Source organism: Williamsia sp. R60 (assembly GCF_054063855.1).
On record NZ_JBSSGR010000002.1, the window covers coordinates 602,002 to 615,505 of the forward strand.

Genomic DNA, 13,504 nt, shown 5'->3' on the forward strand with positions numbered 1-13,504 from the left:
CAGCTGTCGTCGAAAGGGCTGTTTGCCATGCCATCTCTGCCGTTTTCCGCTCATCCGCACGAGGCATTCAACGCTGGCTTCTATCGAAGTCCGGACCGCGATTTCGAGGTCCGGATCGTGTTGGGGCAATCCGTCTACGGTGCTGCTGACATCGGTGAGGTGCTCTCGGCGATCGCGACGGTAGGGGAGAGTGCCCATCAGGAGTGGTTCGATGCGTGGGTCGGGCTCGGCGACCGGATCACGGCGCTGGCCGAGGCCGGGCGTGCCGCCGGCCACGATCTGAGTGCCGCCCGCGCGTATCTGCGCGCCGCGACGTACTACGCCACGGCGGTCAACTCGGTTGATGAACTCGACTCCGAGGATGCGCTGCTGCCCACGTTCCGCAAGCACCGCGACTCCTGGGACGCTTTTGTCGACGCCACCCCGCACAAGACCGAACGGGTGGACATACCGTACGAAGACACCACTCTTCCCGGATACTTCTTCCAGCCACGGCATTCCGGCGACGGCCCCCGCCCGACCCTGATCCTGAACAACGGAAGCGATGGCCCGATCAGCAGTCTGTGGACTTGCGGCGGGGCAGGTGCCCTCGAGCGTGGATACAACGTGCTGTTCTTCGATGGGCCGGGCCAGCAGTCGATGTTGTTCGAACGGTCGGTGCCCTTTCGTCATGACTGGGAGGCGGTGATCACGCCGATCGTCGACTTCCTGGGCGCCCGTGCCGACGTCGACGAATCGAAGATCGCCCTCTACGGCATCAGTCAGGCGGGATACTGGGTTCCGCGTGCTCTCGCATTCGAGCACCGGCTGGCCGCGGCGATCGCCGACCCGGGAGTGGTGGACGTGTCGGCGTCGTGGTTGGCGCACATGCCCAAGAGCATGATCAAGCTCATCGAGCAGGGCAATCGCGAGAAGTTCGACCGCAACATGGCCACCGGGATGAAGTTCTCCAAGAAGAACTCTCGGATGTGGAACTTCCGGGCGCGTCCCTACCAGAAGGACACCTACTTCGACACGCTCGCAGAGGTGCTCAAGTACCGGATCTCCGATGACGAGGCGGCAGCCATCACCACGCCGCTGTTCATCACCGACCCCGACGACGAACAGTTCTGGCCAGGACAGTCAAAGGCCTTGGCCGACAAGCTGAACGGCAAGGCCGTGTTGTCCCACTTCACCGCGGACGAGGGAGCCAACTTCCATTGTCAGCCGCTCGCCCGCGCGTTGACCGATCAGCGCATGTTCGATTGGCTCGACGACATCATCTCGTGACGCGGCTCGGACTCAGCTGCGCGAGCCGGCGGCCCACTCCAGCACCTCGTCGGCCGGCCAGGTCGTGACGATGCGTTCGGGCGGGATGCCGTGGTGCTCTGCCCGTTCGCATCCGAGGGCCTTGAAGTCGAGTTGGCCTGGTGCGTGCGCGTCGGAGTCGATCGCGAACAGACAGCCGGCCTCCATCGCCATTTCGATGAGTTCGTCTGGGGGATCGACTCGTTCAGGGCGCGAGTTGATCTCCACCGCGGTGTTGGATTCGGCGCATGCCTCGAACACCGCCCGGGCGTCGAACACCGACCTGGCGCGTTTGCCCCGCCCCCCGGTGACGAGTTGCCCGGTGCAGTGGCCGAGCACGTTCACGTAGGGGTTGCGCACTGCGGCGACCATGCGCCGGGTCATCGGTCCGGCATCCATCTTCAACTTGGAATGCACCGACGCGGTGACGATGTCGAGTTCACCCAGCATCTCTTCGGTCTGGTCGAGCGACCCGTCGTCGAGGATGTCGACCTCGATGCCGCGGAACAGGCGAAATCGTTCTCCGAGTGTGTCGTTGATGCCGTCGACCACGTGCAGCTGCTTGCGTAAGCGTTCCACCGACAGGCCGTTGGCGACGGTGAGCCGTGGCGAATGATCGGTCAGGGCCATCCAGTCCTGACCCAGGTCGATCGCGGTGAGCACCATCTCGTCGATCGGGGATCCGCCGTCGCTCCAGTCCGAATGGCTGTGCAGGTCGCCCTTGGTCATCGCGTAGAGGTCGGCGCCGCCGGTGGCCAGTGGCGCGGATTGCTCGTCTTGCAACGCTTTCAAATAGTCCGGTATCTCACCGGAGACGGCCTGAGCGATGACGGCGGCGGTGGTCTTCCCGATGCCGGGCAGGTCGGTGAGTGTGCGTCGCCTGACCTTGTCGGCCAGCTCGTCGTCGCTGAGGCCTGCCACCACCTTGAGGGCTTTGCGAAACGCTTCTACGCGGTAGGTGCGTTCGCGGGCCCGTTCGAGGAGCAGCGCGATTCGGCGCAGGGCCTCCGCCGGCGACACCGGTGCGGTCAATGGATCTATGGATCTCACTTCACCAGTTTGCCCTCCGCGTCCACGGGGGCGCTCGGTGCGGTCTCGCGCGAGCCGTCATCGCTCGACCGGACATCGGGGATGTCGTCATCGTGCGAACCATCGACGCGGGGCAGCCAGCTCAACCAGGACGGGAACCACCAATTGGCCTTGCCGAGGATCTCCATGGTCGAGGGCACCAGCAGCAATCGGACGATGCTGGCGTCGATGAACACCGCGACAGCGAGTCCGACGCCGAGGATCTTCAGGCTCCGATCGGGCATCAAGGCCAGCGACAGGAACACGCAGACCATGATGAGAGCCGCGCAGGTGATCACGCGGGCCGTGCTGGCCAGCCCTTCGGCCACCGACGTGGTGGCGTCCCCGGTCCGCTCGAAGCGCTCTTTGATGCGCGAGACGAGGAACACCTCGTAGTCCATCGAGAGCCCGATTGCCGTGACGAACAACATGATCGGTACCCACGCATCGATGGGGCCCGCCCGGCCGACCCCGAACAGTGAACCCGCCCAACCCCATTGGAAGATCGCCACGATGACGCCGTAGGCGGCGCCGAGCGACAGCACGTTCACGATCACGGCCTTGACCGGGACCACGATCGACCGGAAGGCCAACACCAGCAGGATGAATGCGGCGGCCAGCACGGCAGCAATGGTCCAGGGCAGCAACTTCAAGGTGATGTCCGCGTAGTCGATTGCGCCGGCGGTGATGCCGGTGACACTGACCGAGATGTCGGAGTCGGGTCCCAGGCTGTCCGGGATCACCTCGCTGCGTAGGCGTTCGATGAGCTCAGTTGTGGCCTCGTCTTGCGGTCCGGTGGCCGGGTTCACCGACATCACGGCGATCTGGTTGCCGTCGACCTGGCCGACGGGGATGGGGGGCGTGACCCCACCTTGCGCGACATCGGGATCCGCCTGGATCCGCTGCTGCAACGTTCCGAGGGCTGCCTGCGGGTCGGTTCCGTCGGGGTATTCGGCAACCAGCACGAGCGGGCCGTTGGCGCCGACACCAAAGCCTTCGGTGACGTAGTCGTAGGCGACGCGGGTGGTCGCGTCGGTCGACCGGTTCCCCGCGTCGGAGAAACCGAGGCGCAGAGAGAACGCCGGGATCGACAGGATCACCAGGATGAGCACCGCGGTGGCCACGCCGACCCACGGTCGCTGCTGGATGCGTCGGCTCCACTTGCTTGCCCACACGCCTTCCAGCGCCTTGTCGGGGTCTTTGCCACGACGTTTGCGCAACCAGTGCAGGGACAGGCTGTTCACCCGGGTACCGATGACCGACAGCAGTGCGGGCAGTAGCGACACCGATGCGATCAATGTGCCGAGGATGCCTGCGATGGCCGCGAACGTCAGTGACGGTCCGAGGTCGCCGCCGGAGATCAGGATGCCGCACATGGCGATGATCACCGTGCAGCCTGCGAACAACACCGATCGTCCGGCTCGCAGCATCGCCGTCCGGACCGCCGCGTCGGTGTCGAGACCGTCGTGAAGCCCCGAGCGGAAGCGGGTGACGATGAGCAATGCGTAGTCGATGCCGACGCCGATGCCCAGGATCATCGTCACCGAGATCGCGAAGTTGGGGACATTCATGACGTTTTGGAAGAGGAACAGCACGGACGCGCCCACCCCCACGCCGAACAGTGCCGACAGGATCGGCAGGCCGGCGGCGATCACCGAGCCGAATGCGATCAGCAGGATGATGAGAGCCAGCAATACGCCGATGCCTTCGGATGTCCCACTCGGCGGGACCTCATCAAAGCGCGGATCACTGAATTCCACTGCCACGCCGGGAATGTCGGCGCTGCCGGCGATCTCCTTGATGGTGTCGACGCGGTCTTGCACCACCGAGTCGGTGCCGGTCCCCAGGTCGAGCGAGGTGATCGAGATGCGTCCGTCCGGCGATACCTGTGCACCCTGCCCATAGGGGTCGCCGACGGTCACGTCCGAGGAGCTCGAGCGGATCTCACCGACAAGGCCTTCCACGGCCTGGGTCACCTCCGCGTTGCGGACGCCGCCCGGTATGTCGTTCGACGCGGCGATGACGATCTGACCGGCGGTCGCCTGGTCACCTTGGCCTGCGCGTTCGAGGAGTTCACCGGCCTTACCCGACTCCGTCCGGGTGTCGTTGGTGAAGGCTGTGGTGGTGGGGCCGGCCCACATGGCCGCTGCGGCGATCGCGGCGATCAGCACCGCAATCCAGGTGCCGATCACAAGCCATCGGCGACGGATGATGAATGACGTGTAACGGTCCATGGCGGTCGGCCTCCGGGGCGAGATGGCGAGCGGGACGGATCCCATCCTTGCCCAGGGGCCGGGACGGATCCATCAGGAATGACCCTGAGATCTCCCCGAATTCATCGGTGTGACCGACGGGGGATCTACTTTTCTGCCGGCGCCGAGCGCATCACCAGACGAAACGCGTGTTTCACCACCGCGTCGAGGTCGTCTCCGAGATGTCCCGCGAGCCAGTCCTGGGCGAGTTCGGCCATCGCGCCGGTGTACATCGCCGCGCCGACCCTGGTGGCCACGGGATCTGAATCAGGGAACACCTGACCACTTTCGGTCAGCACCAGTTCACGCAGAACATCTTGTGCCACAGCACGTCTCGCCGACAGGATGGGATTCGCTCGGGCGTCGGTGAACAGCACCCGGCCGCGGCGTGGGTCTTCGGAGCTGAAGCCCAGGACCGCCCGGATGCCGGCACGCGTGCGGTCCGGGACCGAATCGCCGGCGTCGGCCATCGCCTGTTCGACCCTTGTCGCCAGCGCGGCGGCGACCCGGTCGTACACAGCGCCGAGCAATTCGTCGGTGTCGGCGAAACTCTCGTAGAAGTAGCGAGTGTTCAACTCGCACTCGCGGCAGACCGAACGAACCGAGAGTGCGGCCTCGCCGCCCGACCCGAAGAGTGCGAACCCGGCGTCGACGAGCAGAGTGCGGCGTTCGGCGCGACGATCGGTCAGCGGAACGCCGGCCCATCGGGTGGGGGTCGACATGGGCAAAGCGTACTTCCAGGCCCAGTCGAATCAAAGAGAAGTCTGGTCACGACCGTAACCAGACCCTATTGTGGAGACACACGTCGCCAAACCGAGAGTGAATCGATACATGCTTGCTCTACTGCCGCACCAAGTAGCCGGCCATTGGCTCAACCAGCGTTTCGACAAGGACATCCGCAGCAAGTACTTCCGGGGCATGGAGTTCGCCGGTCCAAAAGGTGATCCGGGCTGGTTCGGCCCGGACAGTGCCACCTGGCACGTGCACTCGCACACGCCGGTACTGATCTTCGGCCTGCAGTGCGCCTCGTACCTCGAACGGCTCGATCCCAGCATCTTCTGGATGGGCATGCACCATTCACGGCTGGTCCAGAAGGATGCTCGCGGTGAACCCACCGGACAGCTGGATCCGGCGGGGCTCGCGGTGCGACTCGGGCATTCGGTTGCATTCTTCATCGGCACCGCCTACGGGTCCACGGCGACCGCAGAGCGTCTGGCCAAGACGGTGCGGTCGATGCACCACACCATCAAAGGTGTTCGGCCGGACGGTCTCTCGTACGACGCCGACGACCCGGAGTGGTTGCGGTGGAACTATGCGACGGTGGTGTGGGGGATTGCCACCGCACACGAGATCTACCATCCGAAGCCGCTGCGCGGGGCAGACCTCGACGAGTACTACCGTGAGTTCGTCCGGGTGGGGCACGCCCTGGGCGGTACGGATCTGCCGACCACCAAGGCCGAGACGCTCGACTGCCTGAAGTCGTACCTGCCCCGATTGGCGATGACATACGGGAACGCGGTGGCCACCGGCGTCAACCTCGTCGACCCTGTCCCCGCGGCGGTCGATTGGGCCATCCGCGACACGATGCCGACCTGGGCGGCCCAGTTGGTGATGTACCGCCCGCCCAATTCCCTCGAGCGCGCTGCGCGCCGAACCGCGGTCTGGAGTTCGCTCAATGGTCTACATCTGGCGATGGGAACCGCACCCGAGTTCGAGGAAGCCAAGGCGAGGGTTGCAGGCGGCACCACGTCGGCACACACGCTCCCGACGTATCAGTTGGGGACTGATGAGGTCCGCGATCGCGAGGCCATCGAGGCGAGCTTCGTCTGACGACGCGTCGTGTCACCGGTCCGGGTGACGCATGCGTTGTCGGTGAGCCATGCCCGGGTGGCGCGTGGACACCCGGGGCACGCGTCTCGGTGTCAGCTGCCGTTGGCGTAGAGCGCCAAGATGGGGCCGATGAATGCCAGCAGTGCAGTGAGAGCGAGTTCAGAAGACGACATGAAGTTCCTTTCGGCGATGTTCGAACTGATCTGATCGCCGATGCGCACTTCTGCTCGGCGACCGCGATGACAGTCGCATCCAGGGCGCCGTTTTGTCTGCGAAACAAACTGTCTTTCGTGCAGCAAATGTCGGGTTCAAAAGGGTGGTGCCCCCTCTCGGGCTCGAACCGAGGACCTGCGGATTAAAAGTCCGTAGCTCTACCAACTGAGCTAAAGGGGCGTGCCCATTTCAGGGCGAAACGAAGTTTACAAGACGCCGGCGCAGGGTCGTGTAGTCGGGGCACGCGGCCGGTCGGTGTGCCGCCGCACGCGTTCGGTCGCCGCGCACGTGTTTGAACACGGGCGTGGTGATTGATGCGGTGCGCCGACGACCGGGGGTGGCAAACTGTTCAAATAATGCGGGCTGACCTGCTGATTTGGGATTTTCTGCGCCCGTGTCCTAAGCTGATTCAGCTCCCTTACGGAGAACACCGGCCCCCTTCGTCTAGCGGCCTAGGACGCCGCCCTTTCAAGGCGGTAGCGCGGGTTCGAATCCCGTAGGGGGTACGCGAGCCAGATGACACTGGCAAGCATGCAAGGCCCTGTGGCGCAGTTGGTTAGCGCGCCGCCCTGTCACGGCGGAGGTCGCGGGTTCGAGTCCCGTCAGGGTCGCTTTACATCTCCGGTTCGCCGGAGATCGCAACACCAAGTTCGATTGGCATTCGGTTCGGGTGCCGTCCGGCCAGGTAGCTCAGTTGGTACGAGCGTCCGCCTGAAAAGCGGAAGGTCGTCGGTTCGATCCCGACTCTGGCCACCGTTATCGCAGTCCACGAAGTCCGATCCTCTCCGAGGGTCGGACTTTTTGCATTCTGAGTCGAGCTGATTCCCTGACCTTGACTGGCCTGCCGCCTATGGCCGCGCACTCGAGAGCATCGGGAACGCAACGGCGGGTTGGGCGGGGGACCAGTGATAGCCCTGCCCGTAGCGGGCCCCGACGAGGCGTGCCTGGTGCGCCTGTTCAGCTGTCTCGATGCCTTCGATGACCAGGAATTGGCCGAGCTCGGCAGTGAGTGCGGTCAGGGCCCGGGCAATCGCACGTCCGGTCGGCGTGTGTAGCGACGACCCGACGGTGCGGTCGGCCTTGAGGCCGTTGACGCCGATCGCAAGCAGGTGTTCGGCAGGTAGCCACGGGCCGCCGATGTCGTCAAACACGACGATGTAGCCGCGCTCCCGGAGATCGTCGATGACGTGGGCATCGATGAGCGCCGTGGTGGGTACGGCAACGGATTCGGTGATCTCGAGGGTGACCGAAGCAGGGGCCACGCCGGCCGCTGTGGTCACCTTGTCGATCCGGTCGGCGCAGTCGGGACGATAGAAGTGGTGGGCGGAGAAGTTGACCGCGACCCCGATGTGGTCGGCATCGATGCGTTCGCTGCGCCACCGCTGCAGGTCGGCAACCGCCCGGGCCAGCATGGTCAGGTCGAATTCGATGATGAGATCGGTGTTCTCGACCAGCGGGATGAAGGAGTCGGCAGCCAGCACCCCGCGCTCGGGGTGTACCCATCGCGCGAGTGCTTCTACGGCCGTCAGCTCACCGGTCTGCAGGTCGACGATCGGCATGTACCACGGCACGATCTGGCCGTTGTCGATCGCAGCGGACACCTCGCCGATGCCGAGTTCGGCATCGCCGTGGCTGCGGGGCGACCTCGCGCCGATGGCTGTGCGACTGTTCTGCGAGCGTGCCGCGTCGAGGAGCTCACCTGCCAGGACCGCGCAATGTTGCAGTGCCATCAGATCGAAGTCCTGTGCCGTGTGCGGCTCGGTGTCGAGGACACACAGCGTGGCCACCGGCAGGTCTTCGCGACCGAGCAGGGGGATGCCTGCGTACGCACGAAATCCCGCTCGGCGCAACGGATCGGCGACATCTTCATCTGCGTCCGAACTGGCGGCGTCGAGAATGGTCACCGGCGCAGCCCGTGTTATCACCCCGGCGCACGCGGACATGCCCAGAGGTACAACGATTCCGGTGTCGAATCCGTGAGCAGCCACGGTGTACTGATGCGTTCCGTCGACCACGTTGATCAACGCGATCGGACAACCGGTCACCTGCGCGGCGAGAGCGAGCACCGAGGTCAGCCCGCGAGAAGGCGTTATCCGCGTGTAGTGCGACGCCGACTGCGCGCGCCGGTCGTCTTCGGCCATGACCACACTCCTCGGGTTGGAAGCCAACTCAACCACCCCCGCCGGATTCCTGCGCAGGCAACCTGCCCGGAGTCAGATGCCGGACAACTTGTCTCGCATCTGTAGGGCGATCGCCGCCGTGGTTTCGACAGTCGAAACTCTCGTGTCAGTTGTATTCGGGCCGCAGTGGTCTCGGGTGGGTGTCGATCAAAATCGATGCCGCATCGAACAATGACACCTTCGAAACGGTCGCGACCTGCTTCAGTCGCCGCGTGGCATCGATGCGTCTGAGCCTGCACCGTTGCATCAGCATCCCGACGGCGATTGCGATGACGTGTCGCTCGCTGAGTACGCCATTGAGCTCACTGCTGGTGCCCATGTGGGGTTCCCTTGTTCGCTGCGACACCGAAGGGGATGTCTTCGGTAGAACCCCATTGTGCGCTTCTGGCTGCGCAGAAGGCGAACCACGATGGTTTGACCGTCGCGTGCTGACCGTAAAGATCACTATGACCATTGTCTGTCAGGGCGAATTCTCGGTACGACATACTTTCCCGGGTGTGGTGGTGGATCGGCGTCGGAGCCGTCGTCTGGGTGGTCGTGTCGATCGGTGTCGCAATCGTTGTTGCGCGCGTGATCAGCCATGCCGACCTCGAAGACGAAGCCGAAACCCTGCGGCGCAACGAACACCATCGCGGGCTTCGCGATGTGTTCCGCCGCCGCTGACCCGGCAGGACGACGTGTGTAGCTTTTATCCCGATGAATATGTACGTGCACCCACTGGAGCGGCTGCGCTCCGTGGCCGGCTGAGGACCAGGTATGCGGCACGCGCGGTGGCGCGAACGCAGCAGGCTGGTGCGATGGTGGCGGCTCGCGCAGACACGGAACCCCGAAACGTTCACCGAGAAGGTTCGCTACAAGATGCTGCGGGACCATCGCGACCTCGTGGTGACGTTCGCTGACAAGGTCGCGGTACGAGAGCTCGTCGGGACCACCGTGGGCACGGGATATCTACCGGCGGTGTACGCAACCGTGGACGATCCGGAGCGGCTTCTCGCCGTCGCCTTGCCGCGACAGTATGTCGTCAAGCCGTCCCACGGGAGCGGGGCTGTCGTGGTGGTCTCCGACGCTGCCGATCCAGACATGCGTCTGCCCGATGTGGAGGCGTGCTGGTCCTACATTCATGTCCGCCCCGAGCACGCGGACCGTGGCCAATTGACGGCGATCGCACGCTACTGGCTACAGCAGTTGTACGGGCAGGGCCCGAACCGGGAGTGGGCATATGGCCATGTCCCTCGGAGGGTCCTCATCGAAGAACTCCTGATGAATGACCTCGGCAACGTACCCGACGACTACAAGTTCTTCGTCTTTCACGGCAGATGCGAGTTCATTCAGGTCGACACCGGCCGGTTCGGCAGGAGAACCCAGAACTTCTACCGAACGACCTGGACCCTCTTGCCGCTGAGTGGTGGTCCTCCGCCGGCCGAGCAGCCCCAAGCGGCACCGGCATGCTTGGACGAGATGATCATCGTGGCCGAGAAATTGGCCGCCTCCACCGATTTCGTCCGGGTCGACCTGTACGTCGTCGACGGGCGAGTGGTGTTCGGCGAGCTGACGAACTACCCCGCCGGTGGGGAGAGCCCTTTCCATCCGGAGTCGTTCGACCGGGAATTCGGCCGGACGTGGCAGGTGCCGAAGGAATACGTCGACTGACGGAGCATCGCCGCCGCACGATCGATGTCAAGAATCATGTTGTGGCGCAAAAGCATTCCGATGGTGTATCCGTCGCATGAGAGCGCGGGCAGCGGTGGTCACAATGGACCGGTCGTGGGTGAGCGTGTAGGCGTACCGGCGGTCCGGGTCGTCAGGAGGGTCGCCGAGGTCGCGGGCGATGAGCGCTCCGAAGTAGTGCGCGCCCGTGACCGTAATTGTCCACTCGCTGACCAGATTGTCGTCCGCGCTGAGGGGGACTCCGACCACCCCTGCTGCCGGGTGGGTTGGCATGTCGACGCCGAAAGCCGCCACAAAAGCATGGGGGTGTGTGGCTGCAAGGGCGGAAAATCGTTCTGCGACAACGGGTCCGAAACTCGCAGCGTCTTGGAAAGTGGCCAGGACCGTGACCGGGGCACGCAATGTAGAGGCCATGTCCTCCAGGTGGCGAGACAGCGTGATGAGCAGGCTCTTGCGGCCGATGCGCGGACTGATCGTTTCCAGCGCCTCCGACGGTCGGCTCAGCAGCGTGGTGGGCACGTCAGTATGGGGGAGCATCCTTTTCGACACAGCTGGAAAGACGTCGGGCAGGGGTGCTGGGTGTCCGAACAGCCAGCCTTGGCCATGTGTCGCGCCGAGCGCCAGAGCTTGCTCGAGGTCGGCCGCGGATTCGATCCCCTCCGCGATCAGCTCCGTGGCGGGGGTGGCTTCGATGTACGCGGCGATGGCGGCCAGGGTTGCAGTGTGGACTGGGGTCGGGCGACGAGTCCGGGTCAGTGGCCCGTCGATCTTGATGATCTCCGGTGCAACGAAGTCGAGCATGGTGAGGCAGTCCGGGTTGGAGCCGACGTCGTCGAGAGCCACGCCCCATCCCAGCGCCCTGGCTTCGTCGACGATTTCCAGAACACGACCGGGGTCGACAAGCAGCGCGCGCTCGGTGATCTCGATGACCACGCGGTCGGGCCCCGCGTCAACTTCCGGAGCGAACCCGTCGGCAGTCAACGACAGGCTCGAAGACGTATCGGCTTCGACGTTGATGAAAAGGGTGTACGAACCTGGTAGCCCCGCCTCGCACGCTCCGCGCCACGCGGCCTGCTGCGCGGCACGATCCAGGGTGGTGAGTGTGCCGTCGTCTCGTGCTGAACCGAACACCTCGCCCGGGCTCAGATCTGGTCGGCTCGGCCACCGTGCGAGTGCCTCGTACCCCGTTGTCTCCCGGGTGCGCAGGTCGACGATCGGCTGGTAGAGGCAGACGATGGGAACCGTGGCAATGCCTGACGGTGGATCTTCACTTCGGTCCATCATGGGGCACGTTTCTCCGCTGTCAGCAGGCCTGCCGAACTGTTGTGAGAAGCCTAGTTGACGATCTCGCGGGCAGTGGGGCGTGCGGGTGTCAGGACGGGGTGAGGTGGGGTGGGGTCCTGCGCATCACTTGCTCTGGGCCTGCTGGAACGCCGCCGCGACCATCCCCACGTCGTCACCCACCTGGAAGATCCCGCGTGGGAGATCAGGGAACACCGCGTTGCTGACCCCGACAACGAAGAGCAGCCGGCGGCCGTCACCGACCTCGAGGTAGCCGGACAATCCCTGGATCGTCATCACCAGTCGGCCGGTTCCAGGTTCGGCGTCGGCAGACGTTCCCGTCTTCCCGACCACCTTCCCCTTCGCAGGGCTGTCGGCACCCACCCCACTGAGGGAGCCGCGCTCGCCCAGGATCGGTTGTCCGGCCCAGAAGGTGTCGGCCCACGGTTGTTTGTCCACCCACTTGAACCACTTCGTGATCGCGGTGGGCGTGGCCGACGACGGGTCGCTGCCCTGACCGTCGACGATGACGAACTCGGACGGCGCGATACCTGCCTCGGTGGCGAGCTCCCGGATCGCGGGCAGACCGTCCGAACACTCCTGGGACCCGGCCTCGACCGCCAACAGGCAGAGGAAGTCGTTTGCACCCGTGTTGTAACTGGTGGCCAGGATCATCGAGCCCATCTCCTGGAGCGGTACGGATTCGAGTTTCGCGAGGCGTAGATCGTCTCGATAGCTGTTCTCGGCCGGAAGTGCGGCCTGCTCGTTCACCTTGGCAGTCGATGAGACCGTCACGCCCTTGCGCTGCAGGGCTTCGATGAACAGCTGACGCGCCCAGGTCGGAGCGTCGGTGATGCGGAAGACCGTCAATGTCGACTTGCCTGCGGGTACCGAACCGGTCGCCCGGATGACGGTGGGATCGAGCTCGTCCGCGCTGACCGTCATGGTGGAGTCGCTGTCGGCTGCGCCCGTGGTGACTTGCGAGTCGAGTCTGAAAAGCCCGTTGCCAGGCAGCATTTGGATGGTCGCGGGCTGTCCGGGTTGACCTGGTGTGGCTTGGATGTCGACCAGGTTGTCGTTGACGTATATCGACGGAACCACCCCTTCGACGGTTGTGTATCGCTCCCACAACCGTGGGTCGACGAGTACGTCTCCGTCGATGCGGGTGACCCCGGATGCGACAACCTGGGCGGCGAGGTCATCGAGTCCGGCGAGCGGATCGCCGGGTGCCAGAACCGCCCCCGGGATGGCATCGGCGTACACGTGGTCTATGCCGTCGGTGGCGAAGTCGAACCTGCCGTCGGGTGCATTGCGCCCGCCGAGCGCGAGGTCGCCCGATCCCACCAGGACGAGGTTTCCACTGAGCGTTCCGCCCACAGGTGCCGCCGTTGCATAGACAGGGGTCGTCAGTCGTCTGTCGACGCCGAGATCCTGGTAGACCGTCCCGACGGTGAAATGCTTTGTCTGCGAGGCCATGAACATGAACTCGTCGGCAAGATTGCTGTAGACGACCTCGTCGGTCTCCGGGTCCACCACCAGATACGACCACCGTGCGGCGTCGTACGGTTCGGTCTCCATGATTGTCGCTGCAGCTGCAGGAAGTGTCTGGCCTTGCCCACCGGGCGACTTCTCATCGGATCCCGACGAGTCGCCGGAGCATGCGGCGGCAAAGAGTAGACCGCCGACGGCGAATGCGGCCAGCGTTGTCCTCACTCGATACGTCCT

The 13,504-nt window shown here is 64.6% G+C and carries 12 protein-coding genes and 4 tRNA genes; 7 read left to right on the top strand and 9 right to left on the bottom strand.

Going from position 1 to position 13,504, the window contains the following annotated elements; all coding sequences use genetic code 11:
* The first annotated feature begins 27 nt into the window (after window positions 1-27).
* Window positions 28-1,269 carry an alpha/beta hydrolase family protein gene (locus tag ACVWY6_RS09695; RefSeq protein ID WP_457537644.1) on the top strand — a complete coding sequence of 414 codons (1,242 nt, stop codon included), beginning with the start codon at window positions 28-30 and terminating at the stop codon, window positions 1,267-1,269.
* 12 nt (window positions 1,270-1,281) lie between these two features.
* On the opposite strand, the gene ACVWY6_RS09700 is transcribed toward ACVWY6_RS09695, so the two are convergent.
* The 3 genes from ACVWY6_RS09700 to ACVWY6_RS09710 all read right to left on the bottom strand — a co-directional run bounded on the left by ACVWY6_RS09700 (window position 1,282) and on the right by ACVWY6_RS09710 (window position 5,329).
* On the bottom strand, window positions 1,282-2,337 hold the full coding sequence (locus ACVWY6_RS09700; RefSeq protein WP_457537646.1) for a PHP domain-containing protein: 1,056 nt from the start codon (window positions 2,335-2,337) through the stop codon (window positions 1,282-1,284).
* Window positions 2,334-4,589 carry an MMPL family transporter gene (locus tag ACVWY6_RS09705; protein ID WP_457537648.1) on the bottom strand — a complete coding sequence of 752 codons (2,256 nt, stop codon included), beginning with the start codon at window positions 4,587-4,589 and terminating at the stop codon, window positions 2,334-2,336. The genes ACVWY6_RS09700 and ACVWY6_RS09705 overlap by 4 nt, the downstream gene beginning before the upstream one ends.
* Window positions 4,590-4,714: 125 nt before the next feature.
* Entirely contained in the window at window positions 4,715-5,329 is a 615-nt protein-coding gene (locus tag ACVWY6_RS09710; protein ID WP_457537650.1) for a TetR/AcrR family transcriptional regulator, read from the bottom strand.
* Between the two features lie 109 nt (window positions 5,330-5,438).
* On the opposite strand from ACVWY6_RS09710, the gene ACVWY6_RS09715 reads away from it, so the two are divergent.
* Window positions 5,439-6,437, top strand: a complete 999-nt coding sequence (locus ACVWY6_RS09715; RefSeq protein WP_457537652.1) for an oxygenase MpaB family protein — start codon at window positions 5,439-5,441, stop codon at window positions 6,435-6,437.
* Window positions 6,438-6,529: 92 nt separating this feature from the next.
* Here ACVWY6_RS09715 and ACVWY6_RS09720 read toward each other — a convergent pair whose 3' ends face one another.
* Together ACVWY6_RS09720 and ACVWY6_RS09725 are read right to left on the bottom strand one after the other, a co-directional pair.
* Window positions 6,530-6,658 (bottom strand): hypothetical protein, encoded by a 129-nt coding sequence (locus ACVWY6_RS09720; protein WP_023957214.1) that lies wholly within the window; start codon window positions 6,656-6,658, stop codon window positions 6,530-6,532.
* Window positions 6,659-6,754: 96 nt separating this feature from the next.
* Window positions 6,755-6,830, bottom strand: a tRNA-Lys gene (locus ACVWY6_RS09725).
* Window positions 6,831-7,083: 253 nt separating this feature from the next.
* Here ACVWY6_RS09725 and ACVWY6_RS09730 point away from each other — a divergent pair.
* From ACVWY6_RS09730 to ACVWY6_RS09740, 3 genes are all read left to right on the top strand, one after another.
* Window positions 7,084-7,156: transfer RNA gene (locus tag ACVWY6_RS09730), tRNA-Glu, on the top strand.
* 31 nt (window positions 7,157-7,187) lie between these two features.
* A tRNA-Asp gene (locus ACVWY6_RS09735) sits at window positions 7,188-7,261 on the top strand.
* 68 nt (window positions 7,262-7,329) lie between these two features.
* Window positions 7,330-7,403 (top strand) — tRNA-Phe (locus tag ACVWY6_RS09740).
* A 95-nt stretch (window positions 7,404-7,498) separates the two neighbouring features.
* Here the strand turns inward: ACVWY6_RS09740 and ACVWY6_RS09745 are convergent.
* Together ACVWY6_RS09745 and ACVWY6_RS09750 are read right to left on the bottom strand one after the other, a co-directional pair.
* Window positions 7,499-8,791, bottom strand: a complete 1,293-nt coding sequence (locus tag ACVWY6_RS09745) for a sensor domain-containing phosphodiesterase (protein ID WP_457537654.1) — start codon at window positions 8,789-8,791, stop codon at window positions 7,499-7,501.
* Window positions 8,792-8,936: 145 nt separating this feature from the next.
* On the bottom strand, window positions 8,937-9,149 hold the full coding sequence (locus tag ACVWY6_RS09750; protein WP_457537656.1) for an ANTAR domain-containing protein: 213 nt from the start codon (window positions 9,147-9,149) through the stop codon (window positions 8,937-8,939).
* Window positions 9,150-9,325: 176 nt separating this feature from the next.
* Between ACVWY6_RS09750 and ACVWY6_RS09755 the strand changes: the two genes are divergently transcribed.
* The gene (locus tag ACVWY6_RS09755) at window positions 9,326-9,493 is read left to right on the top strand and encodes a hypothetical protein (RefSeq protein ID WP_023957208.1); all 168 of its coding nucleotides are present in this window, start codon (window positions 9,326-9,328) and stop codon (window positions 9,491-9,493) included.
* 93 nt (window positions 9,494-9,586) lie between these two features.
* Window positions 9,587-10,480 (top strand): ATP-grasp fold amidoligase family protein, encoded by an 894-nt coding sequence (locus ACVWY6_RS09760; RefSeq protein WP_457537658.1) that lies wholly within the window; start codon window positions 9,587-9,589, stop codon window positions 10,478-10,480.
* A gap of 27 nt (window positions 10,481-10,507) precedes the next feature.
* Here ACVWY6_RS09760 and ACVWY6_RS09765 read toward each other — a convergent pair whose 3' ends face one another.
* Window positions 10,508-11,782, bottom strand: coding sequence for a sensor domain-containing phosphodiesterase (locus ACVWY6_RS09765; RefSeq protein ID WP_457537660.1), 1,275 nt, complete (start codon window positions 11,780-11,782; stop codon window positions 10,508-10,510).
* 123 nt (window positions 11,783-11,905) lie between these two features.
* On the bottom strand, window positions 11,906-13,492 hold the full coding sequence (dacB, locus tag ACVWY6_RS09770) for a D-alanyl-D-alanine carboxypeptidase/D-alanyl-D-alanine endopeptidase (RefSeq protein WP_457537661.1): 1,587 nt from the start codon (window positions 13,490-13,492) through the stop codon (window positions 11,906-11,908).
* Between the last annotated feature and the right edge of the window lie 12 nt (window positions 13,493-13,504).